The sequence below is a fragment of the Polyangium spumosum genome, from assembly GCF_009649845.1.
GTDB classification, from domain to species: domain Bacteria; phylum Myxococcota_A; class Polyangia; order Polyangiales; family Polyangiaceae; genus Polyangium; species Polyangium spumosum.
The window spans coordinates 385057-408471 of sequence record NZ_WJIE01000005.1; the positions used below are offsets into that span (position 1 = coordinate 385057).

Consider the following 23415-nt stretch of genomic DNA (forward strand, 5'->3'; position numbering starts at 1 on the left):
TCACGGGGCCGAGGGAGCGAGGACCACCCCGCCAGCGGGGCTGTTCGTGGTCATCCACGTGGTGAGCGCGTCGTACCATTTCGTGACGTCTCCCCCGCCGTCATCGGTGCCGGACAGAGGGTCGATGTGGGTGAGCTCGATGATGTCGAGCACGCGGAACGCGTCGGGATCGGTGCGCGGCGTGCCCGCGAGGGGCCTCTCCGGCCCGATGGGCACGTTCTGAACGAGCGCGCGCAGCGGGTCGAGCGCCGCCGTGTCGCCGACGAGGTTCGCGACGGCGGCGAAGATCGGCAGATCCATGGAAGCGCCGTGGATCGCGCGCATCCCGTGGGCGGCGAGGGGCCAGTCGCCGTCTTTCAGGACGAGCGTGGACGCCGCCTGCGCGTCGAGCGAGAGGCGCGCCGGGAAGTACCACTCGGCGAAGTCGAGCGAGGGGCCCTCGAACCAGGAGCGCGAAATGTCCTCCAGGGAGGTGTGCTCGCGGGGGCTCGTCGCGTCGTACTCCACCCAATCGTACGTAGCCGTAGGATCGGAGGGCTGCACGAGCTTCGTGCCGAAGAGGCTGTCGTACTCGCCGAGCGCGCCGCCCTTGCTCTCGCCGCAGGAGACGGCGGCGAACGAGACGCCGTTCGACGCGTCGTCCATGGCGAAGCCCATGGCCGCGCGGTTCGTCATGCGCGGGACCTCGGTGAGCGAGAGCAACGTGCGGAAGGCGTTGTCGCGGTAGGGATCCTCGGTGATCTCGGCCGGCGTCCAGAGCGCGCGCATGCCCGCGATGGCGGCGACGGGGTAGACCTTGAGGCCGAGCAAGGGGAGCGCGATGTACCGCGTGTTCTTGCGGATCGCGTCGAGGCCGGGAGGCGCGAAGCCGCCGGGGCCCATGCCCGTGCCTTGCATGTACTCGTCCTCGGTGAGCGGAGGCGCGGCGGCGCCCTCCTGCCGCGCGACGCCGTCGACGAGGACGAGGCCGGCGAGCTCGCCGTAGCCGGGTTTGCCGTCGAAGTCCCAGGCCGCGTACTCCTCGGCGATCGTCGCGCCGAGCGAGTGGCCGACGAGGAAAACACGCGCCTTGCGCTCGGCGGGCGCGACGACCTCGATCACGCGGCGCAGGTCGCCGATCGTGGTGTCGAGGCCCCACTCGGAGGCGTAGTCGACCTTCGCCTGATCGACGAAGCCCGGGAAGGTCTTGCCCTCGGCGGCCTCCTCCTCGAAGTAGTAACGCTTGGCGATCTCGGGGTCCTTGCGGAACTCGGCGACGTCGAGGCCGTGATGATCCTCGAGCAGGTTCGCGCGCCGATCGATCGCCCAGGCCTCGAAGGCCTCGCCGTCCTTGCTCCGGCGCACGACGGCGCGGGCCATGGGATCGTAGCTGCCGGCGCCGCCGAGGAAGCCGGGCATGAGGACGGCGACCGCGCGGGCAGGGGCCGGCGGATCGGCGTCGACGCGGTAACGGACGACGCGGACGACGTTGTACTCGGCGGGCGTGGCGCTGCCGGTGACGGGGTTCGGCGGCGGCGTGACGCCGGGCACGAGGAAGACGTCGCGGCGAATCCGCACGGGCCCCTCCTCGACGACGACGGAGTCCGGCGGCGGCGTGTAGGGCGCAGGCGCGACCGGGCCCGGGGCCGGGGCGGGATCGGAGCAAGCGGCGAGGAGAGCGGAGGTGCTCGCGAGGGCGAGGACCGAGGGGCGCATGCGGCGGAGGGGCATGCGGGGCATCCTAAGGAAGGGCGGGGGATGTGGGGAGGGTTCGGCCCGGATTCCGACGCCAAAAGGAGGCTGGATCAGGCGCGTGGTATCCGGGCCTCGGCGTGCTCGAGCAGCGCGGCGATCCGGGCCTCGTCGCCCTCGACCGCGAGCGCCTCACGCAAGGCGGCCTTCGTGTCGGGCGCGACGGTGAGGTCGACGGCGATCCGCAGGCGGCGCAAATGCTCACCGTCTCCCGAGGCGGCGAGGGCGACGAACGCGGCGGTGCGATCGACGATCGGCGCGCTCGGGCTCTCGGCGACGCGGAGCAGCTCGTCGGCGGGGACTGGCTGCGTGCGCATGCCCTCGTGGGCGCCGGCGCCGATCGCGCGCAGGGCGCGGGCCCAGGCGTCGAAGGGCCTGCCGCCGCGGCCGAGGGCCTCCGGGGCGCGCGCGGGGCGGCTCAGGCTCGCCTCTTCGATGGTGACGCGGAGGAAGCTGAGGAGGGCGTCCCGCTCGGCCCAGCGCTCCTTGAAGACGCTGGTGGCGAAGGCGAGGGCGCTACCCGAGCGGAGGGCGACGTTGATGCCGGGGTTGCGAAAATAAAACCCGTCGGTGGTCTCGACGTAGGCGATGTCGCGATAAGCGATGAAGCGCGCGCGGATCCAGACGAGGAGGAGCCCATCCTTTCCGACGACGAGCTTGCGCGGGAAGAGCACGACGACGAGCGACGCGAGGACGAGCGCGGCCCAGAGCAAGGAGGCCCAGGGCCCCTTGCGCGTGAGCCCTGGCGCGAGGCCGAGGAGGCCGAGGCCGACGAAGATGCCGACCCAGGGCAGGAGCGGCGAGGGCAAGGAGAAGACGGGGCGCTCGTCGGGCCCGCGGCCGAGATCGCGGAGCAAGGCCTCACGCGAAGGCAGGCCCGAGGGGGAAGGGCGCGCGGCGCGGGCGCTGCTCTGTTTCGGGCGGGTCATTCGCGGGGCATGATGCCACAAGTGCTCCCCATGCCCCGGGCCTGGGCCCTCCCCTCGATCCTCGCCGCCCTCGTGTCGCTCGCCTTCACGGCGGACGCACACGCCACGAGCAACCTCCGCCTGCGCTGGTCCGCCCCGGAAGGTTGTCCCACGGCCGAGGTCGTCTCTGCCGAGGTGGATCGGCTGCTCGGCGGGCGCGGCTCGCAGGCCGAGCCGCTCGACGTCTCCGCCGAGGTGACGCGCGACGACGCCGGGCGGTATCGCGTGCGGCTCACGACGCCGAGCGACGAGGGACCTCGCGCCCGGGAGGTCGAGGCCTCCTCCTGCGCCGCCCTCGGCGAGGCCGCCGCCCTGATCATCGCCATGATGATCGAGCCAGCCGTGATCGCCGAGCCCCCGCCGCCGTCCCCCCCACCTTCGAAACCTCAACCGCTTCCACCTCCGCCCCTCCCCCCCACGACCGGAACCGCAACCGCTTCCACTCCCGCCCCTCCCCCCCACGACCCGGACCGGAGCACGTCGCACCTTCGAAGGTCCCCCCCACGACCCGAACCTCGACCGACTCCACCTTCGAAGGTCCCTCCGTTGGTTCCCGCACAACCGCCTTCACCTCCGCCCATGGCCCTCGTCGCCCGCGCCCTCGCCGACGTGGGCACCTTCCCCTCGCCCACCCTCGGCTTCGGCGCCGCCGTCTCCCTCTTCGTCGGCCGCTACCGCCTCGAAGCCGGCGTCGCTTACCTCCCGACCCGCTCCTTCCCCTTCCCCACCCTCGACGCGGCCCGCGGCGACATCGACCTCCTGCTCGCCCACGTCGGCGCCTGCGCCGCCTTCTTCCAGCGACCCCCCTTCGAGCTCGGCCCCTGCGTCTCCTTCGAGGCCGGCCGCCTCCAGAGCAGGAGCGCAGGCGTCTCCTCCCCGGGCCAAGGCGCCGCGCCCTGGCTCGCCTTCACCGCGGGCGCGCGCTTCGGCTGGACGTTCGTGCGGCCCTTCTCCCTCGTCGTTGGCCTCGGCGCCGGCGCCCCCGTCGTGCACCCGGACCTCGTCGTCTCGGGCCTCGGCGCCGTCCATCGCGCCTCCCCCGTCGTCGGCCGGGCCGAGCTTGGCCTCGAGGTGCGGTTCTGAGATTTTTGTTCACGGGTCCGCCCGGCGCCGGCCACCAAGGACACGCTTGCCCCCTTCCGCATCCTTGCCCGCCGCCCTCTCCTCGCCGCTCGGCCCCGAGCCGAAGGCCACGGCGCGCCCAGGCGGCGGCGAGCCGCAGGCCGTCGTGCCGCCCTTCGAGGCCGTCTACGAGGAGCACTTCGACCTCGTCTTCCGCAACGTCCGCCGCCTCGGCGTGCCCGACGCCCTCGTCGACGACGCCGTCCAGGAGGTCTTCCTCGTCGTGTACCGCCGCCTCGGCCAGTTCGAGGGCCGCTCCTCGTTGAAGACCTGGATCTGCTCCATCGTCACCCGCGTCGCGAGCGACCACCGGCGCGCCCTCCGGCGCAAGAGCCCACACGCTTGCGGCAAAGCCGAGGCCGTCGACGTCGACACGGTCGTCGACGAGCGCGCCGAGGGGCCCCACGAGCACACGGTCCGGCTCGAAGGCGCGCGCCTCCTGCACAAGCTGCTCGACGAGCTCGAGTTCGACAAACGCACCGTGCTCGTGCTCGCCGAGCTCGAGGGCATGACCGCGCCCGAGATCGCCGACGCGCTCGGGGAGAACGTGAACACGATGTACGCGCGCCTGCGGGCCGCGCGGCGCGATTTCGATCAGGCGGTCGCCCGGGAGCGGGCCCGCGATACCTGGAGGCTCCGATGAACGAGCTCGGTCCCGAAGCTCGGGCCATCCTCGATGCAGGGCGCGACGGTGACGACCCCTCGCCGGCCGATCGAGCACGCCTGCGCCGCGCCCTCTCGGCCGCCCTCGTCGCAAGCGGAGCCACGATCACGCTGGGCGAGCGGGCCGCCGAGGCGACGACGTCACTCGGCGAGGCCGCCTCGACGACGACGAAGCTCGCGTCCGCCGCCAAGGCCGGCGCGGCCGTGACGCTCGGCGGCGTGGCCTGGAAAGGAATGCTCGCGCTGATCGTGGTCGGCGCCGCCTCCGCAGGCGCGCTGCTGCGGCCCGTCGCGACCCACGTGGAGACGCCGCCCGCGGCGCCACGCATCGAAGCGCCCGCCGCGCCCGGAAAAACCATCCCGGCCGAGGCGCCCGCCCTCGCGGAGGAGCCCGAGGTGGCCCCGACGAGCGAACCGCCGCCCGAGCCGGCGCCCGCGCCGCGCCCGGCGCCGACGTTGAATGCGCAGGCGACGCGCCCGGCGCCGACGGTGACTACGCAGGCGACGAACGAGGCGCCGCCCGAGCCCGCGCCCGCGGACACGCTGCTCGCCGAGACCCGGCGCCTGCGCGAGGCGCACGGCGCCATGCAAAACGGCGATCCCGCGCAGGCATTACGTCTGCTCGACGAGGCGAAGGCGGGCGCGGAGGGGCAATCACTGCGCGAGGAGCGGGCCGCGGCGCGCGTGCTCGCGCTCTGCAAGCTCGGCCGGACCGCGGAGGCGCGCGCGGAGGCCACGAAGTTCCTCGCCGAGAGCCCGGCCTCTCCGCTCGCCGATCGCGTGCGGAGGGCCTGCCCTCCGAGCCCCTGACGATTTCGACACGGAAAGGCCGGACGCCGGCCACGAACCAGACGAAGACCCGGACGCGGGCGCAGCCGTCCTGTTCCCGGACGAACGGACGCGCGCGCCCATCCATTGACGAGAGAGACGACGACCCATGAAGAACTTCCGCGCTTCCTTCCTCAAGGCCCTCCTGCCGCTCGGCGCCCTCTTCGCGATCGCGCCCTTCGCCGGGTGCATCGAGCCCGTGATCATCGGCGGCAACGGCCAATGCGCCTCCGACGCCGATTGCGCCGACGGCCAGGCCTGCGTGAATGGGGCCTGCACCACGCCGAACACCAACGACGACCCGAAGCCCGAGGTCTGCAACGGCCTCGACGACGACCTCGACGGCGTGATCGACGCGACGCCGAACGGCCCCGTGGTCTGCCCCGACGGGAGCATCTGCATGAATGGCATGTGCGGGGGGCAGCCGCCTATGCAATGCGGGCCGATGGCGGAGTGTCCGCCGAACAGGTACTGCGACGCGTCCGGCGTATGTCAGCTCGTCTGCGATTGTCCCGCGGGTATGGTCTGCGACCCGTCCGGCATGTGCGTGCCGGAGCCCATGTGCAGCGCCCTCCCCGAGACGTGCGACGGCATCGACAACGATTGCGACGGCCAGGTCGACGAGGTCGAGCCCGGCGCGACCCTCTGCCCGAACGGCGGCGCCTGCGTGATGGGGCAATGCGGCGGGGTCGTCGCGTGTATGGCCAACGCCGACTGCCCGGCCGGCGAGGTCTGCACGAACGGCGCCTGCGTCCCGTTCGGCGCCTGCATGACGGACGCCGATTGCCCCGCCGGTCACCTCTGTAATCCCGCGACCGCGACCTGCTCCCCCTCGAACGGCTGCGTCCCGAAGCCCGAGGTCTGCAACGGCGTCGACGACGATTGCGACGGCCAGGTCGACGAGCCCACGCCCGGCGCGATCCTCTGCCCGAACGGCGGCGCCTGCGTGATGGGCTCCTGCGGCCCGCAGGCCTGCATGAGCAACGCCGACTGCGCGGTCGGCCAGATCTGCACGCCGAACGGCGTCTGCAGCCCGATCCTGCAATGCGCGAGCAACGCCGATTGCCCGGCGGGCACGCTCTGCGTGAACGGCCTCTGCCAGTGACACGCTGAGCCCGACGGCCGCCCTGGCACGTGTGCTGCTACGTCCGCCCTCGAAAGGAGTGCGCATGGCGACACAACAGCAGACGCAGCAGCAGAAGACCGGGGCCTCGAACCTCGAATACGACATCGTCGCGGAGATGCACGAGCTGCTTCAGGGCAACTCGGCGCTCGAGCAATACATCCAGGACGCGCGCCAGGCGGGGGACAAGGACGCCGAGCGCTGCTTCCAGCAGATCCACGACCAGAACAAACAAAACGTGACGGAGCTCCGCACGTTGCTCGCGAAATGTATCGGCGCCGCCCAGGCGTCGTGATCGCGGCCCGCTGACCAAGGGCCGCGCCGGTCGCCCGCCCCGCAGGCAGTTTTCGCACGGCTCGCCGTGTCGATACACGACGGGGACGCGGCGACCGGGCGGCCCCCTCCCCTGCCGCGTGTGTCCGGACGAGCCGGTCAGCCCTCCGCGTCCCGCGCGCACCGGAACCCGCTCATCACCATCCGGTAACGCGCCGGGTGGTGCACGCGGTTCGTCGCGCGGAGCCCCTTCGCGTGGTAATTGAACCCGCCGCCGCGCAGGACCCGCTCGCATTCGGTGGGGATCGCGTTCGACCCGGTAAAACCCTCCTGGTGCTTTCGCCGGAGCTCGGCGTGGGCCTTTCGCGCGTCCTCGCACGTGCCGCCGCGGCCCTCGGAGGCGAAGGGGCGCCTGTAGGCGAAGGGATCGTAGACGTCCTCGGCCCACTCCCAGACGTTGCCGGCGAGGTCGTGGTGCCCATAAGGGCCGCGCCCGTCGGGGTGTGTCCCGACGTCCGCCGTCACGCTCGAGGCGAAGACGGCGCGCTCGGGGCTCGGGGGCGCGTCGCCCCAGGGGTAGCGGCGGCCCTCGGCGCCTCGCGCGGCCTTTTCGAGCTCGGCCTCGCGCGGGAGGCGCTTGCCCACGAACCCGCAATAAGCGCGCGCGCTGTCCCAGGAGACGCTGCTCACGGGTTGCTTCGGTCCACGAAAACGTTTGTCGGGGCCGACGCCGTTTTTGTCCGCGTTCTTCGGCTCGGGCGGCGGGCATGTCTTCGCCTCGACGCAGCGCGCGTATTCCCCGTTCGTCACCTCGAGCTCGTCGAGGTAATACGCCGGCAGCGTCACGGTGTGCGACGGCCATTCGTCGGGCTCGCCGCCCTCGTCGGCGCCCATGACGAAGGGGCCCGCGGGCACGAGGATCATGCCGTCGATACGCGTCGGCAGCCCGAGTTCGCTCGTCTCCGGGGGCGCTTGCACGGGCGGCTCTGCGGAGGGGCGCGGCGGAGGTTTTTTGGGTTCGAGCGGCGGCGGCGCGGCGATCGACGGCGGATTCGGGACGACTTGCAAGGGCGCGGGCGGCTTCGCGGAGGGCCCCACGGAGGGATCGGGGCCCGGGCTCGTGCATGCGGTCGCGAGGAGGATGGCCCCGAGGATCGGAGCCTCACGGAGGAATTTGGTCATCACTGGCAGCGGCGGATCACGACGTCGTCCACGTTCCAGGACGACATCGAATACAGAAATGAGGTCTGGCCGATCGCGAACCCGAAGCGCACCCGCAGGTTCGTGTTCTTGTACGCGGTGAGATCGTGCAGGATGTTTTGCCAGGCGCTGTCCTCGATGGACGTCGTGTCGCTCTGCCAGACGACGACCCAGCTCGAGCCGTTGTACACCTCGATGGCGTTCGTCATGTAGGGCGCGTAGTCGCTGTTCAAGAAGCGCCAGAAATCGAGGACGATGGAGCCCGCGCCGGAGGTGTTGATGACGGGGCTCGTGAGGTAATACATCGGGTGCGTGGCGGCGATGCTCGCGTTGCCGCCGATGACCACGCCGGCGAGCTTGTTGTCCGACGTCGGCGTGTGATCGAGGGACGGGTCGGGGTAACCGTCGTCGTGCCCGCTCGACGCCGTGGCCGCGCCGATCTGCCATTCCGTGCCGAGCGTCCAGCCATTCCAGCCGTTTGCCGCGGTCGCGGTCGCGAACGTCTCCTCGAAGACGCTGGTCACGCCGCAGACGAGCGCGCCGTTCACGCATTGTGTGGTGTTGTTCGTGCAGGGCGCGGGCAGGGTCGGCCCGCAGACCATGCCGCCGCCGGGGTTGCCCTCGTCGGTCGTCCCGTCGCAATCGTTGTCGAGCCCGTCGCAGACCTCGGCCGAGGGGCTGTTCGTCGGGACGCACACCGTGGAGCCGCTCTGGCACACGAGCGTGCCCGCGCCGCAGACGCCCGGCTGGCCCGTGGTGCAAGCGCCGGACGCCGTGCCCTCGTCGACCACGCCGTCGCAGTCGTTGTCGAGCCCGTCGCAGACCTCGGCCGAGGGCAAGGTCGTCGGCGTGCAGACGACGAGCCCGCCGGCGCACGTCGTCATCCCGGCCCCGCAGACGCCCTGCTGGCCCGTCGAGCAGGCCATCCCGCCGCCCGGGTTGTTCTCGTCGACCATCCCGTCGCAGTCGTTGTCCTTGTTGTCACAGATCTCGGTGGTGGGCATCGTGGTCGAGACGCAGACGAGCCCGCCGCCCTGGCACTGGTATATGCCGGCCCCGCAGGCGCCCGGCAGGCCCGTCGAGCACACGCCGCCGCTGCCCGGGTTGCCCTCGTCGGCCGAGCCATTGCAGTTGTTGTCGAGCCCGTCGCAGACCTCCAGGCTCGGCTGGTTCGTCTGGACGCACGCGAGCTGGCCATTCTGGCAGGCCGTGGTGCCGGCCGCGCAGATGCCCGGTTTGCCGGTCTGGCAAGGCGTACCGCCGCCCGGGTTCTGCTCGTCGACGGCGCCGTTGCAGTTGTTGTCGAACCCGTCGCAGGTCTCGACGGAGGGCTGGTTGTTCGGATTGCAGACGATGCCGCCGCCCTGGCAGGCCGTCGAGCCCTGGGCGCAGACGCCGAGCTGGCCGGTGTTGCAGGTGATGCCGCCGCCCGGGTTTTGCTCGTCGGTCTGCCCGTCGCAATCGTCGTCCTTGCCATTGCAGGACTCGGCCACGGGCTGGACGGTGGCCATGCACTGGAGCACGCCGCCGCTGCAGGCCTGGGTCCCCTGCGCGCAGGCGCCCGCTAGCCCCGTCTGGCAAGCGCCTCCGCCGCCGGGGTTGCCCTCGTCCACGTTGCCGTCGCAATCGTTGTCCTGGCCGTCGCAGACCTCGTTCGAGCCGACGCCGGGCACACACGTCTGCGCCTGCCCGCCCGAGCAAGCGGGCACGGTCACCTGGCAGGCGCCGAGGCCGCAGGTGAGCACGCCGAGCCCGTCGTCGATGAGCAGGTTGCAATCGTCGTCGACGCCGTTGCACGTCTCGGCCTTGGGGTTGCCCGGCGTGCACGTCTGCGGGACGCCGTTGATACAAGCCGCGACGCTGGCGAAACAAGCGCCGGCGCCACACTCGAGCAGCCCGAGCGCCTCGTCCGTCTGTCCGTCACAATCGTCGTCGGCGCCATTGCAGGCCTCGGTCCCCGGGACGACCTCGCCCTCGCAGGCGCCCCACGCGCCGCCCGCGCACGTCTGCGCGCCGGGCTTGCAAGCGCCGACGCCCTGCGTGCCCGCGCCGCCCGAATAACAGGGCTGCGTCTGTCCATCGGCGCACGAGCAGCCCTCGTCGATCATGCCGTCACAATCGTCGTCGGCGCCGTCGCAGGCCTCGGCGGTCGCGGGCGGGAGCGGCGTGCACGTGGGGACCTCGGCGCCCTCGCAGCCCGGGACGGTCACCTGACACTGGCCGAGCCCGCAGGTGACGTCCGCGATGCCGTCGTCGACCTGGCCATTACAATCCTCGTCCCGGCCGTCGCACACCTCGGCGACCGGCAGGACCTGCCCCTCGCACGCGCCAAAGGCGCCGCCCATGCACGTCTGCGTGCCCTGCTTGCATTCTCCCTCGTCGGCGGTGGCCGGCTCGCCGTCATAACAGGCGCGCGTCTCGCCGTCCGTGCAGGACGCGCCGCCACCTTGCCCGCCCGCGCCGCCGCCGCCGCCCATACCCCCCGCGCCGCCGCCGCCCTGCCCCGCGACGCCGCCCTGCCCCGCCGTGCCGCCGCCGGCCCCGCCCGCGGTGCCGGTCGAGGGCTCGCCGCAACCAGACGCCCCCACGAACGAAACCGCGAGGCCGAGAGACAGCAAGGAAGCACGCGCGAATCGTCTCATGTGCGTATTGGAAGACAAACCTCGGGGGCTGTCAACTTTCAATACGTCTGCGGGAGCGGGAAACGCTCGATGGAGGCGACGCCGACGGGCCCGACGCCCGGTGCCCGGCGCGCAAGGGTTTGCCTCGGGAGCCGCACAATCGGCCTTGCAAGCGCCCGCCGCGCAGACCTCGCCGGGCCCCGGGCAGAGCGATCCACCTTCGTCGACGGCGCCGTCACAATCATCGTCGATGCCATTGCAGAGCTCGTCCGCCGTACACAGGACGCCCCCCGCGCCGCCCGACGACGAAGACGCGCTCGACGAGGACGCGCCGCCCATGCCCCCCGCGCCGCCGGCGGACGAGGAGGACGACGAGGACGACGCCGAGGAGGCGCCGGCGCCACAAGGCGCATGCGCGCGAGTCGTTCAGCGCAGGAGCTCTTCCGGCACGAACCCGTATTCGGTCTTCGTCTCGATCGAGCTCGCCTTCGCGGGGACGACGTGGTGGTTGCGCAGGAGCATCACCGAGACCACGCCGAGGGCCGCCACGAGCGGCACGTAGCCGAGCACCCGGCTCACCCACGAGCGCTGCACCACCTCGGCGTCACGCACGACGTCGAGGATGTCCGGGTGCTCGGCGAGCAGCTTGTTCCAGAGGGCGCCGTGGACACGCTCGGCGTCGGTCTTCATCGGGCCCACGGAGAGCGAGGCGTCGATACACGCGAGCGTGAACGCCGCCTCGAGATACTCCCGATCACGCATCGACGGCTCGAGCGCGAGCACACGATACCCCGCCTTCACGGGCCCGCCCTTGCGGTAATCCGAGCCGATCATCGCCGACGCCGCGCGCTCCTCCAGGAACGCCCGGAGCTCCTGGGCGATGCGGCCCCGCGTGTCCTCGTCGAGCACCGAAGGGTCGACGGGGTGCTTCAGGAACCGGGCGTAGACGAGCCGCTGCGCCTTCTCCTCGCGGCTCAGGCGGCCGATCCTCGCGAAGGCCGCCGTGGTCAGGCCCGCGAAGAGCAGGACGAGCCCCGCGCCGACGTACGCCGTCGGGACCTTCGAGGTGCCAGCCATGACCAGCCCCGGGATGAACACGCAGAGCGTCGCGGCGACCCCGTAGGCGCGCAGATACCCCGCGGCGACGCTCTTCCAGTGCATCTCGACGTTCACGACCCGGTGCGTGTCCGCCGTGCCCTCGGAGAGCACGATGTGCGACTGCACGGGGTAGATCGGCAAGAACTGGAGGAAGGCGAACGTGGTCGCGATGTAGGTGCTACCTACCTGCTCGATCTTGCCGTAGAGGCGTCGTCCACCAATCCAGAGCACGCCCGCAGGCTAGCCGGGCCGCCCGCGTTTTTCAACGCCCGGCGAAGCTCAAGAGCGCCGGCCACGTTTTCCAGGGCCCGGGGCGAGCGTCTCGATCACGCGGTACTGGCCGGTGGGGAAATCGCGGCGCGGAGGGTTGCGGCGGAGCGCGAGCAGGGTGATGTCGTCGTATTGCGGCGCGGCGCCGATGTGGTCGCGCAGCGCGGCCACGACGTCGCCGAGCAGGGCGGTGACGGAGGGCGCCTCGCCGCGCACGATGGAGACGAACCGCTCCTCGGTGAAGGGGTTCTCGGCCGCGTCGAGCGCGTCGCTGACGCCGTCCGTGAAGGCCACGAGGGAATCACCGGGCAGAAGGACGAGCCGGCCCGTCTCGAAATCGACGTCCCTCATGGCGCCGAGGGCCGTGCCCGTGGATTCGAGGCGCCGCTCCACGCCCGTCGCGCCGAGGACGATGGGCGCGTCGTGCCCGCAATTGACGTACGAGAGCTCGCCGGTCTCCGTATCGAGGATCCCGAAAAAGAGGGTCGTGAACATGGCCGTGCGGCCGTGGTTCTCGGCGAGGTAATCGTTCGTCTGGCCGATCGCGGCGAGGGCCCCCTGCCGATCGGAGGCCCGGAGCGCGAAGGCGCGCAAGAGGCCGCGGACGAGCGACATGAAGAGCGCGGCGCCGACGCCCTTGTCGCAGACGTCGGCGATCGCGACGGCGACCTCGCCGGAGGAGAGCCGAAACACGTCGTAGAAATCGCCCGAGAGCTGGCGCGCCGGCAAGAACCGCGCGGCGATCTGCCAGCCGGGCAAGGAGGGCAACTCGCGGGGGAGGAACTCGGATTGCAGGACGCGGCCAATCTGCATTTCCCGCTCGACGGCGAGCAGGCCCCGCTCGGCGCGCTCGCGGGCCACGGCGAGCTCGCGGTAGAGGCTCTCGAGCTCGGCGACGCGTTGCTTCAGCGCCACGTCGGTCTGCCCGAACAGCTTGGCGTTGTGGATCGCGATCGCCGCCTGCCCCGCGAAGGCCTCCAGGAGAGCGAGCTTGTTCTGGGAGAACTGGCCGGTGAAGGCGCGGTTGTCCACGTAGAGGACGCCGATCACCTGGCCCCGGATGCGCAGCGGAGCGGCCATGATGCTCGTCAGGCGGAACATGGCCACGCTGCGCTGGAGCGCGAATCGCTCGTCGGTCTGCGCATTGCTCGTGAGGACGCTGCGCTCGCTCTTCAGGACCTCGTCGATCACGGAGCTCGAATACGCGAACTCCATGCTCCGGATGGTGTCCTGATCGAGGTTCCGCGCGACCTGGACGTCGTGATTGCCGTGCGCGTCGACGAGGACGAGGTAGCCGCGCTCGGCCTTCGTCAACTCGATCACGGAGTCCATGACCTGGTTCAGCACGGTCTCGAGGTCGAGCGAGGAGGTGATGGCCTTGCCGACCTCGAAAAGCGCGACCTGGGCCTCCCGCGAGAGGGCCCCCTCCTGCTCATGCTCGCGTGGCTGGGCGTCGAGGGCCGTACGAAAGGCGGAGAGCGAGGTGATCAGGGCGTCGATGTCGCTCGTCAGCTCGAGCGAGGTCTCGCTCGTCCGCTCGCGCAAGAGGCTGGCGGCCCGCGCGAGCTCGAGCTGGAGCCGCGCGGCGTCACGGCTGATGCGCTCGGGGTCCGGAGCTTTCGGCTCGTCGGGGGCTCTTCGGGTGAAGGTCATGAGCGGGGACTCTCGGGGCAGCTCGAAGGAGCACGCATCTTACGTGGCAAGCCGGCGCGCGCCTACCGTGTCCCGCGCGCGCCTCGTGAACGTCATCCGGCGTTCGGATTCGAAAGCCTCGGCGTACGAGGCCCCGCGAGCCCTCCCTCGGCGGGGACGTCGCAGCCGAGGCCCTTCGCTCGCTTCTCGACCTCCCGCGTGGTGACCGATTCCTTCGGGTTGCTCCAGCGGGAGAGGACGGCGCGATAAGCGCTGCAAGCGCCGGGTTTGTCGCCGCTCGCCTCGCGCGCCATCCCGAGGCGCGCCTGGAGATGCATGTACAGGAGCGTGCTCCCGAGCATGGGGCAGAACTGCGTGGCCTTCTCGAGATACGGGACCGCCTCGGCCTCCCTGCCCACGAGGAGGCGCACGTACCCGAGCGCCCCCGTCCTTCCAGCCTCGCCGCTGTCGACCTCGCCCGCGGGCAGCCGCATGAGCTCTCCCTCCTCGGCGAGGGCCTCCCGCGCGAGCTCGGGCGAATGGGCCGGCCAGCCGTACGCCGCATCCCAGGCCATCCGGCGCTTCGCGTCCGAGGAGACATCTTGCTTCGCGAGCCACGAAGACCGCGCCGCCTCGTACTCCGCGCGCGACTCCTTGCCGGCGCGGAGCCTGAGCGAATGCATGAATATCGTGGGATCCGGCATGTGGTCGACCATGACGACCCCCGCTCGCAGGGAGCTCTTCACGAGGTACTCGTCCGCGATCGCCGCCGCTCCCTCGAGATCGCCGAGCTCGAGGCGCGCGAACGTCCGCAGGTGATACACGAAGAGCTCTTCGTGCGGGACCGGAGGTGTCATGGATGCCATCGCGTCGGCGATGCGGGCCCCGGTCGTGAACTCGCCAAACGTCATCGCGCGGCGGGCGGCGAGGTCGTCGGCGTGCCAGAGGTCGCCGATCGACCGGAACCGTCGCTCCGCCTGATCGAGCGCCGCGCGCACGGCGGCCTCGGGCTCGCCCGCGCCGAAGAGAGCGCCGCCGAGCATCATGTGCGGCTTGGGCGAGGAGGGCTCCTTGGCCATCCACCGCCGCGCCGTCTCCGCCGCGACGTCGCACTTGCCGAGCATGGAGACGATCGCGATCTTGTCGTGGAGGCAATCGACGGCGCCGGCCGAGACCTCGACACATTTGTCGAGCGCGGCGAGCGCCTCCTCGTACCGGCCGAGGGGCCTCAAGGCATACTGCTTCGTCTGCCAGCAATCGGCATACTGCGGGTCGAGCTCGACGCAACGGCTCGCGAGCGCGAGGACCTGCTCCTGGTCGACGTTCCCCTGGCTGAAATGGAGCTGGCGCGCGTGCCAGAAGACGAGCTCCGCGTCGCCGGGCCATTTCGCCGAGATCGCCGCGAACTTGCGGACGGAGGCCGCGACGTCGGGCGGATCGTTCTGGATCACCGGCTCGTGTGCGTCGAGGAACGCCTGGCCGCGCTCGGAGAGCGAGGCGCGGAGGCCGATCGCCTTGCGGAACGCCTCGCGGGCCGCGTGAATATCGAAAGCAGCCCCGAGCGCCGCATACCGGAGGTGCGCCTCGGCCATGCCCGGGTCGGCCTGGCGCGCCCGATCGAATGCAGCGACCGCGGTCTCCCACGTGGCGTCCCGGATCGCCTGGAGCCCCTCGCGATACGCGAGCCGCGCCGCCGCGCTCTCCGTGGACGGAATGGGCAACTCCGTGACGGCCGTGGGCACGGGGCCCGCCGGCGCGGGCAAGGCGGAGGGCGACGGCGTGCCCTCGACGCTCGGCGCGCGAAGGCCGACGACAGCGCCGCCGACCGCGAGCAAAACCACGAGGGAAGCCGCGAGGACGAGCGGCCTGCGCGAGGGCCGCGGGGGCTCGAGCGAGGCGGCGGCGGACGCGCGGGTCTCGCCGGAGGCGGCGAGGGCGACGTTGCGGCGGCTCGTGATGGCCTTCGTGTCCTCGGCCGTGACGAAGGCGTGGAGGTTCTGCGCGAGCTCGTCCATCGAGGCGAAGCGCGCGTCGGGCTCCTTCTCGAGGGCGCGGGCGAGGATCTGCCAGACGCCCTCGGGCACGCTCGAGAGCGGCGGAGGTTCGTCGCTGAGGATCGAGGCCATGAGGCTGACGGCGCCCCTGTCCGTGCGAAACGGGAGCTTGCCGGCGAGCAATTCATAAGCGACGACGCCCCAGGCGAACTGATCGGCGCGCGCGTCGATGTCCTCGCCGCGGATCTGCTCGGGCGCCATGTACGCCGGGGTGCCGACGAGCGCGCCCTCGGCCGTCATCGTGACAAGCGCCCCGTCGGCCGTGGGCCCGAGCAGATCGCCGCTCGTGCGCGCGAGCTTGCGAGCGATGCCGAAATCGAGGACCTTCACCGCGCCGTCGTCGCGCACGACGACGTTCTCGGGTTTGACGTCGCGATGGACGAGGCCCGCCTGGTGCGCGGCCGAGAGGGCCCGCGCGATCTCGAGGAGGATACGCAGGCGCGTGCCGAGGGGCTCGTCACCGCCGACGAGCTCGCGCAAGGCGCGGCCGAGGACGAGCTCCATGGCGATGAACGGCGCGCCGTCGAGCTCGCCGACGTCGTAGATCGCGACGATGCCGGGATGCGAGAGGGCCGCGACCGCGCGCGCCTCGCGGAGCATACGCGCGACGGCGCGGCCCCAGGTCTCGCTGTCGGCCTCGCCGGCCACGCGCAGCACCTTGAGCGCGATCTTGCGGCGGAGGCGCGTGTCCTCGGCGCGATAGACCTCACCCATGCCGCCCTCGCCCAAGAGCGACTCGATGACGTAACGGTCGAACGACTCCCCCGGCGAAAAACGCATGACGAGGACATCGTAGCCCGTAAGCGGGCCGGCGCCCAGGGAGGAGGCGCGGTTGGTCAGGGATCGCGGGGGCTGCTAGGCGCCGCTGCCCGCCGGGACCTCTTCCTTCGCCGCCTTCTTCACCGGATCGTCCTCCCACATCACGAGGGGCCGCAGCAGCGTATCGGCGAGCTCCTTGGTCGCGGGCTGCTTGCGCTTCACCGAGCCGAGCACGGCGGTCACGTAATGCTTGAGCGAATCCGTGAGCGCGTCGAGCCGCGTGCGCACGGCGGCGCGCTCCTCCACGGGCACGGTGTGCACCATGCCGAGCACCTTGCCGTATTGCTCGTGAACTTGCCGCAGGTGCGCGAGCAGCGGGCCGAGGCCGAGATCGTCGAGCTTCCCTTCGAGGTTCTCCCGCGTGATCGTCTTGAGCTTCGTGTCGACGACCCCGTATTCGTCCCGCGGTCGCATGTTGATGAAGCCGAGCCCGTCCTCGACGCCGAGGTGCGCCCCCACCTCCACGGCCACGTCCCCGAGCCCGAACTGCCCGCGCACCCGCGACCAGCCGAGGAGGATGAGAATGAGCGCGGCGGCCGCATTGTCCTCCATCTTGTCGACGGTCCGCACCTCGCCGGTCTGCGGCTCGGAGCCGAGCGTGTCTTGCAAGGCGGCGCGGTCCACCTTCACATCGTCGAGGGCATCTTGCACCGTATCCGGCAGGATACGTGGATGGCCCGCCTCGTCCCGCGCGGCCGCCTCGAGCTGCTGGGCGAGGACCGTGGCCTGGTTCGCGTCGAGGCGCGGCAGGGGGACGACGGTTGTCGAGTCAAGGATACGTGCCATGGGCGGAGAACCTACCAGCCTTCCCTACACAATGTCCACCCCCGATCGCCGGGGCTGGCTCAGGTATCGAACACGTACGACGGCCGGCAACAGAACGTGATCGCGTTCTCCAGGTCCACCTTCGCCTCGCCGAACGGCTCGCCGCCGCTCGCCTCGCAGGTGCCGGCCATGTACATCGGCGGACTCGTCTCCTTGCTGCCGAGGGCGCGGCCGAAAGGCACGACAGGATCGCAATCCTCGACGATCGAACCCGTCGTCTTCTCCATGAACTGCGCCGAGCACGCTCCGTCCTGAAACAGCCGCAACGTCGACACACACGACCCGCCGCTCGGCGCGCCGCATGCACATTCGGTGCACCCGCGCCCCTCCTTCACCTCTTCCGGGTACATCCAGCGTGCTTGTTCCCCGCGGTAATGCTCGGGGCAGTCCTTGTGCAAACCCTCGCGCCAGATGCAGATCCGATGAGGAAACAGCGCCTTCGGGAGGCACATCTTGCCGGCGTTGTCGCAGAGCGAGGTGTCCCCCTCCCCGCGACAGGCGAGGCTCGCCGTCTGCCATTTCGTGACGAGGCCGGCGACCTTCGGCACCTCCACCACGTCCACCTCGCATTTCTCGTTTTGCGGCGGCGGCAGCGGCCCGATCTCGATCGATTGCAGGCACGGCACGCCGCTCCCGGGCGGACACTCGGCGCCCTGGGGCAAGGCGTTCGCCGCGGTGCAGCTCCCATCCCAGCCGGGCGGGCCGTCGAAGGGGAGCGTCGCGGCGCTCGGGTCGTCGCACGTGCCGGCGCGAATGGTGATGGAGGTCGGGACGGGGTCGCAATCGGCCGTGGCTGGCTTGCATTTGCAGCCGTCACAGGTGGCGGGGGGCGCGATGAGGTCCGAAAACATACGCGCTTGCACGGCGGGCGCCGTGTCCGCGGGGCATTTCGGTTGGTTCTCCTCGCCCTCGACGTTGTCGCCGAACCAGACGAGGAGGGGTTCATTGGGATGCCAGAGGAGCGCGTCGTCGCCTTCCGGGAGGGGGACGCAATCATGCGTTTCGACCGGACAGCGGCCATTGTTCGCGGTCGGGCCGTCCGGGTCGGCGTCACTTGCGTCGGTCGCGGGGGCGTCGGTGCCGGCGTCCTGCTCGCAGATGGGAGCGGTGAAGCGCGCGTCAGGATCGCAATCGTACCCGGCCGTCTCGGGCGTCCCGCCACACCCGGCTCCGAGCGTCGCGGCCCCCCCGACGAGCAAACCTACGAGCGCGAGCCCCGTTAGAACCCTCAACTTCAGCATGGATCCATGGTGGGGGGTTCGTCGGGGCACTGTCAAGGGTTCGCCGACGAACCCTAGAACTTCCTCAATAGCGCGAGCGACGTGCCGACCATGACCGCAGGTTGTTCTGCGAGGACAGTCTGGCCAACGACGATCCGCGTACCCCGCGAAACCCCAAGGACATCTCCGCTCAGCCGGAGATCCCATGCGGGGCCAAGGTCGAACGCGACGCCCGCACGTCCACCGAAGCCAGGGCGCAAGAACACCTCCGAGCCACCGCGAAAATAACCGTCGTCACCGCTCACCGTAACCACCCCTAAATGCCCGAGCCCGCACCCGAAAACCCATCGCCAGTTCCCGCACAGCCCGAGCAATCCCCCCGCCGTCATCGTGGAGATCGGATTCCCCTTGACATCCCCCGCAAGCCATGCCGCCCGCCCCTCCAGCTCCACCGACATGTGCTCATGGAGCCGCAGCCCCCCCGTGATCGACGCGCCCACCGCAGGCGCCCACGTCGCCGCGCCAAACACCACGACGGGCCCCACGCCGACGAAACCACGCATCGGCTCCTTCTCGGCATTCGCCGCCGGATCGTCGTACGCGTATGGATTCTCCTGCTTGGGGATATCCCGCTCGACGTAGATACCGAGCGTGCGATCGGCCTTCGCCTTCGTCACTGCCAGCGGGGGCGGGACCGGGACGACCTCCGCGGCGGGTGAGGCCGCGACCTCTGCGTTCGGCGCGGGGAGGCATATCGATCCGGGCGAAGTCGCCACCTCCTCCGGGGGCGCTGCGAGGTGCGCAGGCGGCGCCTCGCCGGGCCACGCCCGAGGGCCGAGCAGAAGCAGCACGAGGGTCGCGACGTCATACGCGAGCTCGCGGCACGTCCCCTGCACGTCGCTCACCCCTCGCCAAGGCTCCGCGCCCTCGATCATCCTCGGCGCCCTGATCTCGGCCTGAAAGCCATTTTTGACTTTCTGGACGTCGACCCTCACGACGCCCGGGGCGCCGGGACGGACGACCAGATAACCAAATTCTGCCGCCATCTGGAGCGCAACCTCCTCGGCATCCGGGCACGACGCGTCAGGGGGAGCGTCGTAGTCGAGGCGAAACACAATCCTGTGCTTCGGCGCGGCGGAGGCGGGAGGAGAGGCGAGGAGCGAGAGGCAGAGGAGCGGGGCGATGGCTCGGGCGCGCAGCATGGCGCGGAGAGGATACAGCAATCCGGCAGGAAAAGGTGGAGGCCGACGCGAGCGTCTTCGTGCTACTCGGGTCAGGAGCGCACGCCCGGCGTCGGCCTCCGGGGACAACCCCTACCGGGGACAAACGGAGGTGTCAAGCAAGGGGGACAAACTTTCTGCCCCGGGACCAACCGGGACGGAGGACAACCCCTACTACGGCTCGACCCAGGTCCAGACTTTCGAGAAGAGGCAGATGTAGATCGTCGCCTCGCCCATCAACGCCCCGTCCATCGCCACATCCGGCACCAATTCGTTACCGAGTTCCGGCGGGATCGTCTGATATCCGGGGTACGTGGCTTCGATCTCCGCGGCGACCACGGCCGGTTTCTCGTCCGGCCCGCCCATATCGTGGATTCCATAATATGGCCCCAGCAGGCTCACGTGGAAGCTGAGCGAAGCCCTGCTACTGAGGGAGGGAACGGGCTCCAAGTCCTTGGGTCGATAAATGCGGGCCGAATAGGCTGGGCTGAGCCACCCCGCTAACAGGTTGATCGATTCGTTTTGAAGGCCGTATCGATCCCCCAGGCGGTCGATCATCGCCTCCCAAGTCGGGTACTCCGCGCGCCCGCGATTGGATGCTTCTACGAGGCGGCGGTGCTCCTCGGTGTCGTCGTAGACGGGCTCGCCGGGAGGCACGTGGATGCGCGAGAAGTTATGCACCCCCCGCGGGTAGAAGCGGTAGACAATGTCGAACAGTTCAGCGCGAGTTATCGTCATTTCTTCACCGCCGAGGCGCCGAGATACGGGTACGTTTCCTTGAACGCCTTATTCACATTGATGATGAATTTTTCGCAGAAGATACCCGACGGGAGCTCAAAGTTCGTCTCCCGGTCGGCCGCGACCGCCTCCGTGATCTCGACGCTCAGGTTTGCAGCACGGATTGCCGAAATTTTGCCCATGTGCTCGGTCCGAAGCGGCATTCCGATTGTGAAAGGGCAGTGCCATTGTTTGGCGCCCTCCTCTCGGAAGTCGTAGAACTCCAGATTGCACTTTGCCTGTTGGTACCCGCCGGGGCCGGGGCCGTCATGGTGGACGGTGGTGACGAACGGGAAGTCCGACGGCTTGAAGTATACGAACCTCCCCGCCATGCAGGGGTTGGCTTCTCCGCCGCCGCCGTAGTCGAGCGGCGCCCCCCCGGGGAAATCGCCCGAGCTCGTCGCGCCGACCCCGGCGCCGATCGGGATCGGGCCATCGTCCCCGAAGCCGCCCGACGTGTTGTTGACCCAGCATTCATCCGGGTCAACGGTGTTGCACCCGGCCACGAGCATCACGAGGAGAGAAGTTATCGAGCCGAACGGCGTACGCATGGGGAGCAGCCTTTCTATTTGGTCAATGGTGAGATCCGAGCCGAAAGATGGGCCCCGCGGAGCAGCGGACCGAGACGCCGCTCCACACGGGAGAGGCGGCGCCCGTGATCCAGGTGGCCGCGCAGTCCACGGAAACGCCGAGGCCTCCCGAGAGGTACGGGCCGAAGACGTCGAGCCGCGCGCTGGCACCTGGGGCGAGGCCCTGCACCTGGGCGCAGAGCCGCGGGCCGCAGAGCGGGAGCGAGTACGCCGCGAGGGACAGCCCGGCGCTGACGTTCACGCGCTGCCAGGCGAGACCGCCGCCGACGGTGGTCTCGTTCTTGATCCCGAACCGTCCGCCGTTCGCGCCGAGGAACGATGCCGTGTCACGTACCACGAAGAACCCGCGCTCACCGCGAAGGCTGAGGCTCGCGCTCGGGCTGATCGCGAACCGCCCGGAGACGATGCCAGCAGCGAGCACGCCGAAGCCAGTCCCCCCCGAAAACTCGACGTCCGGCTCGGCGCTGGCGCTCTCGCTGAACAAGAGTGGCGCTGCCAGGGTGATCGGAAACAGGAACGCCCTGATCCGCCGAAGAAAGCGATGCGCGCCACCCATGCCCCGACCCTCCGCGTCCCGGTGCGTACCCCTCGCCCCAGGTGTAGAGGGCTACGAGTGCGCCGATGCCTCGGTCAACCGTCTTCCCGGGCGTTTCCCGCATCCGCGCGCGTCGCCGCCTACCCCGCGAGGGTCGGCCCACGCAAGCGAATGCGCCTCGGGGCCCCTCGGAGGGTGCCCAAACGCTTCGCCTTGCGCGCCTCCTGCCCTCTGAAGGGTCGCACCACGCGACGTCGAGCGGCGGAGGCGCCCTTCGAGGGGTCGAAAATGGCTCCGCATTGTGGAATTCATGGCCCCCGGAGGGGCCTTTCGCGGATCCCCTTGCGACGAAGACCCTCCCAGGGCCTCACTCCCCGCAAGCCGAAGCGGTCCTCGACCCTCCCGGGGTATCCCCCGCCGCAACACGAAGCGTCGAAAGGCCCTCCCGGGGTGCCTCTCGACGGTCCGTCTTCCCACGAATCGGCCCCCCGAAGGCTCCGCGCACGCAAGCACGAGCGTCTCCCGATACCCGGCAGGGCAATTCGCACGCAAGGCGACGCGGATGTCGACCCCTCGAAGGGCTCGGTGCGCGCTTCGGCTCGCGCTCGCGTGGCCCTTCAGGGTGAGGTCACCCGGTCTTGTTTTCGTGTCGCGGTGGGTTCGTCAGGGATCAGGCCGCGGATCCCTACCGGACCGCCATCCCGAGGCGCTTGCAAAGCTCGAGGTCGGGCGTGGGTCGCTCGGAGGCGGGTACGTAGAGGGTGCTCGCCGGGGTGAGCTGCACCTTGGTGAGGTCGCGAATGGGTACCCAGTCCGCCCTCGGCTTGCAGCCGGGGAAAATGGCGGATTCGTACACGCACACCTCGTGGTCCGGCGAATAGAAACGGGAGAGGTACTCGACGAAGAGGGGAATCTCGCGCAGCTCGTAGTGCGTACGGCTGTAGTCCATGTGGCCGAAGACGCCCACCTGCCAGAGAATGAGCACAGCCTTCGGATTGGGGACGAAGCCGGCGGTGACGAACGTCGTGGCCTCGTAGCTCTGGCATCCGGGTGACCCCGGATCGACCCCGAGCTCGGCGAAGAGGCAATCCTCCGCCGAGATCCCCGGCAACATGAACGCCTCGTAGCCCTGCTTTCGAAGCCTCCGGATGGCCGTGTGCGTGGGATACGCGAACACGCCGGGGTGGCCATAATAAACGGCGCACGTGCGGAGGCCGGCGTGCACGCACTCGATCATGCGCTCGACCATCTTCTCGTACGTCTCGCGGCGGAGCTTCCCCTCCTCGTAGAACACGGCGAGCGACTCGGCCTTCTCCGGGTTGAGCCGCTGAATGACGCCCTCGGCAACGGGGTCTGTAACCACGTAGAGGACCTTGTCGGCCCCCTTGATCCAGGCGAGCGCCTCCTGGGTCAAGTGGCCGACCGTCTTGATGCCGCTACCCACGACGACGAGCGAACCTTTTTTGCTGTCCAAGGACTGTTCTCCGCGGCGTCTCGCTCACGCGCACGCCATCGCTTTTCGAGGAAGGGAGAGGAGAGGCGGCTCGGGCCCGAGCCGCCCGCCTTGCTTCAGCTGGCCTCGCCCGGATCGCCCGGATCGCAATAGAACGGCCACGTTTGGTTCGTGTTCCCGTACGCGCAGCTCGAGAGCCGCTCCGCCGGATCGTACTTCCAGCCCTTGATATGGGCGAAGATCGCGTCCGGGTTCCCGGTCTGGAGCACGCGCTCGTCCTCCGACGAGAGCTGCGCCGAACGAATGGACGACTGCGGGTCGGTCAAAAAGACCATGAGCTGGTCGTGGTTCAGCGCGACATCGGTCAGAAAATCTTTCAGACGTGATTCCATG

The 23415-nt window shown here is 70.2% G+C and carries 21 protein-coding genes and 1 pseudogene; 5 read left to right on the forward strand and 17 right to left on the reverse strand.

Features of this window, described 5'->3' with window-relative positions; genetic code table 11:
- The 3 genes from GF068_RS19010 to GF068_RS19020 all read right to left on the reverse strand — a co-directional run bounded on the left by GF068_RS19010 (nucleotide 1) and on the right by GF068_RS19020 (nucleotide 3025).
- Nucleotides 1-1710: an alpha/beta hydrolase gene (locus tag GF068_RS19010; protein WP_153820822.1), complete on the reverse strand. Its 1710-nt coding sequence runs from the start codon at nucleotides 1708-1710 to the stop codon at nucleotides 1-3.
- 74 nt (nucleotides 1711-1784) lie between these two features.
- Nucleotides 1785-2660, reverse strand: a complete 876-nt coding sequence (locus GF068_RS19015) for a hypothetical protein (RefSeq protein ID WP_153820823.1) — start codon at nucleotides 2658-2660, stop codon at nucleotides 1785-1787.
- Nucleotides 2657-3025 carry a hypothetical protein gene (locus tag GF068_RS19020; protein WP_153820824.1) on the reverse strand — a complete coding sequence of 123 codons (369 nt, stop codon included), beginning with the start codon at nucleotides 3023-3025 and terminating at the stop codon, nucleotides 2657-2659. Before GF068_RS19020 ends, GF068_RS19015 begins: the two co-directional genes overlap by 4 nt.
- 253 nt (nucleotides 3026-3278) lie before the next feature.
- On the opposite strand from GF068_RS19020, the gene GF068_RS19025 reads away from it, so the two are divergent.
- From GF068_RS19025 to GF068_RS19045, 5 genes are all read left to right on the forward strand, one after another.
- A complete protein-coding gene (locus tag GF068_RS19025) occupies nucleotides 3279-3782 on the forward strand; it encodes a hypothetical protein (RefSeq protein WP_153820825.1) in 504 nt (167 codons plus the stop codon).
- Nucleotides 3783-3846: 64 nt separating this feature from the next.
- The gene (locus tag GF068_RS19030) at nucleotides 3847-4464 is read left to right on the forward strand and encodes an RNA polymerase sigma factor (RefSeq protein ID WP_240807035.1); all 618 of its coding nucleotides are present in this window, start codon (nucleotides 3847-3849) and stop codon (nucleotides 4462-4464) included.
- Complete coding sequence (locus tag GF068_RS19035; RefSeq protein ID WP_153820827.1) at nucleotides 4461-5294, forward strand: hypothetical protein; 834 nt, start codon at nucleotides 4461-4463, stop codon at nucleotides 5292-5294. Before GF068_RS19030 ends, GF068_RS19035 begins: the two co-directional genes overlap by 4 nt.
- A gap of 127 nt (nucleotides 5295-5421) precedes the next feature.
- Nucleotides 5422-6417 carry a MopE-related protein gene (locus tag GF068_RS19040; RefSeq protein ID WP_153820828.1) on the forward strand — a complete coding sequence of 332 codons (996 nt, stop codon included), beginning with the start codon at nucleotides 5422-5424 and terminating at the stop codon, nucleotides 6415-6417.
- Between the two features lie 64 nt (nucleotides 6418-6481).
- The gene (locus GF068_RS19045) at nucleotides 6482-6730 is read left to right on the forward strand and encodes a hypothetical protein (protein ID WP_153820829.1); all 249 of its coding nucleotides are present in this window, start codon (nucleotides 6482-6484) and stop codon (nucleotides 6728-6730) included.
- Nucleotides 6731-6867: 137 nt separating this feature from the next.
- Here GF068_RS19045 and GF068_RS43650 read toward each other — a convergent pair whose 3' ends face one another.
- The 14 genes and pseudogenes from GF068_RS43650 to GF068_RS19110 form a co-directional block, all read right to left on the reverse strand.
- A complete protein-coding gene (locus GF068_RS43650) occupies nucleotides 6868-7890 on the reverse strand; it encodes a formylglycine-generating enzyme family protein (protein ID WP_170319565.1) in 1023 nt (340 codons plus the stop codon).
- Nucleotides 7890-10550, reverse strand: coding sequence for a MopE-related protein (locus GF068_RS19055; RefSeq protein ID WP_240807037.1), 2661 nt, complete (start codon nucleotides 10548-10550; stop codon nucleotides 7890-7892). Before GF068_RS19055 ends, GF068_RS43650 begins: the two co-directional genes overlap by 1 nt.
- A gap of 198 nt (nucleotides 10551-10748) precedes the next feature.
- Nucleotides 10749-10868, reverse strand: a pseudogene (locus GF068_RS47385) (MopE-related protein); the annotation flags it as partial.
- Nucleotides 10869-10955: 87 nt separating this feature from the next.
- A complete protein-coding gene (locus GF068_RS19060) occupies nucleotides 10956-11858 on the reverse strand; it encodes a hypothetical protein (protein ID WP_153820832.1) in 903 nt (300 codons plus the stop codon).
- A gap of 48 nt (nucleotides 11859-11906) precedes the next feature.
- Nucleotides 11907-13550 carry a PP2C family protein-serine/threonine phosphatase gene (locus GF068_RS19065; RefSeq protein WP_153820833.1) on the reverse strand — a complete coding sequence of 548 codons (1644 nt, stop codon included), beginning with the start codon at nucleotides 13548-13550 and terminating at the stop codon, nucleotides 11907-11909.
- A 92-nt stretch (nucleotides 13551-13642) separates the two neighbouring features.
- Nucleotides 13643-16363, reverse strand: a complete 2721-nt coding sequence (locus tag GF068_RS19070) for a serine/threonine-protein kinase (protein WP_153820834.1) — start codon at nucleotides 16361-16363, stop codon at nucleotides 13643-13645.
- Between the two features lie 75 nt (nucleotides 16364-16438).
- Nucleotides 16439-17188, reverse strand: coding sequence for a hypothetical protein (locus tag GF068_RS19075; protein ID WP_153820835.1), 750 nt, complete (start codon nucleotides 17186-17188; stop codon nucleotides 16439-16441).
- Nucleotides 17189-17247: 59 nt separating this feature from the next.
- Nucleotides 17248-18468: a hypothetical protein gene (locus GF068_RS19080; protein ID WP_153820836.1), complete on the reverse strand. Its 1221-nt coding sequence runs from the start codon at nucleotides 18466-18468 to the stop codon at nucleotides 17248-17250.
- Nucleotides 18469-18521: 53 nt separating this feature from the next.
- Nucleotides 18522-19649 (reverse strand): hypothetical protein, encoded by a 1128-nt coding sequence (locus GF068_RS19085; RefSeq protein ID WP_153820837.1) that lies wholly within the window; start codon nucleotides 19647-19649, stop codon nucleotides 18522-18524.
- 192 nt (nucleotides 19650-19841) lie between these two features.
- Nucleotides 19842-20405, reverse strand: a complete 564-nt coding sequence (locus GF068_RS19090; RefSeq protein ID WP_153820838.1) for a hypothetical protein — start codon at nucleotides 20403-20405, stop codon at nucleotides 19842-19844.
- Nucleotides 20402-20995: a hypothetical protein gene (locus GF068_RS19095; RefSeq protein WP_153820839.1), complete on the reverse strand. Its 594-nt coding sequence runs from the start codon at nucleotides 20993-20995 to the stop codon at nucleotides 20402-20404. Before GF068_RS19095 ends, GF068_RS19090 begins: the two co-directional genes overlap by 4 nt.
- A 22-nt stretch (nucleotides 20996-21017) precedes the next feature.
- The gene (locus GF068_RS19100; RefSeq protein WP_153820840.1) at nucleotides 21018-21590 is read right to left on the reverse strand and encodes a hypothetical protein; all 573 of its coding nucleotides are present in this window, start codon (nucleotides 21588-21590) and stop codon (nucleotides 21018-21020) included.
- A 664-nt stretch (nucleotides 21591-22254) separates the two neighbouring features.
- Nucleotides 22255-23043, reverse strand: a complete 789-nt coding sequence (locus tag GF068_RS19105; protein WP_153820841.1) for an SAM-dependent methyltransferase — start codon at nucleotides 23041-23043, stop codon at nucleotides 22255-22257.
- Nucleotides 23044-23138: 95 nt separating this feature from the next.
- The gene (locus GF068_RS19110) at nucleotides 23139-23414 is read right to left on the reverse strand and encodes a hypothetical protein (RefSeq protein WP_153820842.1); all 276 of its coding nucleotides are present in this window, start codon (nucleotides 23412-23414) and stop codon (nucleotides 23139-23141) included.
- Nucleotide 23415 lies beyond the last annotated feature (1 nt).

Excerpts from the sequence above, each read along its gene's own strand:
- GF068_RS19055 (WP_240807037.1), bottom strand. The coding sequence starts at position 10,550 with ATGAGACGATTCGCGCGTGCTTCCTTGCTGTCTCTCGGCCTCGCGGTT.
- GF068_RS19070 (WP_153820834.1), bottom strand. The coding sequence starts at position 16,363 with ATGCGTTTTTCGCCGGGGGAGTCGTTCGACCGTTACGTCATCGAGTCG.
- GF068_RS19040 (WP_153820828.1), top strand. The coding sequence starts at position 5,422 with ATGAAGAACTTCCGCGCTTCCTTCCTCAAGGCCCTCCTGCCGCTCGGC.
- GF068_RS19095 (WP_153820839.1), bottom strand. The coding sequence starts at position 20,995 with ATGCGTACGCCGTTCGGCTCGATAACTTCTCTCCTCGTGATGCTCGTG.
- GF068_RS19025 (WP_153820825.1), top strand. The coding sequence starts at position 3,279 with ATGGCCCTCGTCGCCCGCGCCCTCGCCGACGTGGGCACCTTCCCCTCG.
- GF068_RS19010 (WP_153820822.1), bottom strand. The coding sequence starts at position 1,710 with ATGCCCCTCCGCCGCATGCGCCCCTCGGTCCTCGCCCTCGCGAGCACC.
- GF068_RS19075 (WP_153820835.1), bottom strand. The coding sequence starts at position 17,188 with ATGGCACGTATCCTTGACTCGACAACCGTCGTCCCCCTGCCGCGCCTC.
- GF068_RS19045 (WP_153820829.1), top strand. The coding sequence starts at position 6,482 with ATGGCGACACAACAGCAGACGCAGCAGCAGAAGACCGGGGCCTCGAAC.
- GF068_RS19015 (WP_153820823.1), bottom strand. The coding sequence starts at position 2,660 with ATGACCCGCCCGAAACAGAGCAGCGCCCGCGCCGCGCGCCCTTCCCCC.
- GF068_RS19035 (WP_153820827.1), top strand. The coding sequence starts at position 4,461 with ATGAACGAGCTCGGTCCCGAAGCTCGGGCCATCCTCGATGCAGGGCGC.
- GF068_RS19100 (WP_153820840.1), bottom strand. The coding sequence starts at position 21,590 with ATGGGTGGCGCGCATCGCTTTCTTCGGCGGATCAGGGCGTTCCTGTTT.
- GF068_RS19080 (WP_153820836.1), bottom strand. The coding sequence starts at position 18,468 with ATGCTGAAGTTGAGGGTTCTAACGGGGCTCGCGCTCGTAGGTTTGCTC.
- GF068_RS19020 (WP_153820824.1), bottom strand. The coding sequence starts at position 3,025 with ATGGCGATGATCAGGGCGGCGGCCTCGCCGAGGGCGGCGCAGGAGGAG.
- GF068_RS19090 (WP_153820838.1), bottom strand. The coding sequence starts at position 20,405 with ATGACGATAACTCGCGCTGAACTGTTCGACATTGTCTACCGCTTCTAC.
- GF068_RS19110 (WP_153820842.1), bottom strand. The coding sequence starts at position 23,414 with ATGGAATCACGTCTGAAAGATTTTCTGACCGATGTCGCGCTGAACCAC.
- GF068_RS19085 (WP_153820837.1), bottom strand. The coding sequence starts at position 19,649 with ATGCTGCGCGCCCGAGCCATCGCCCCGCTCCTCTGCCTCTCGCTCCTC.
- GF068_RS19065 (WP_153820833.1), bottom strand. The coding sequence starts at position 13,550 with ATGACCTTCACCCGAAGAGCCCCCGACGAGCCGAAAGCTCCGGACCCC.
- GF068_RS43650 (WP_170319565.1), bottom strand. The coding sequence starts at position 7,890 with ATGACCAAATTCCTCCGTGAGGCTCCGATCCTCGGGGCCATCCTCCTC.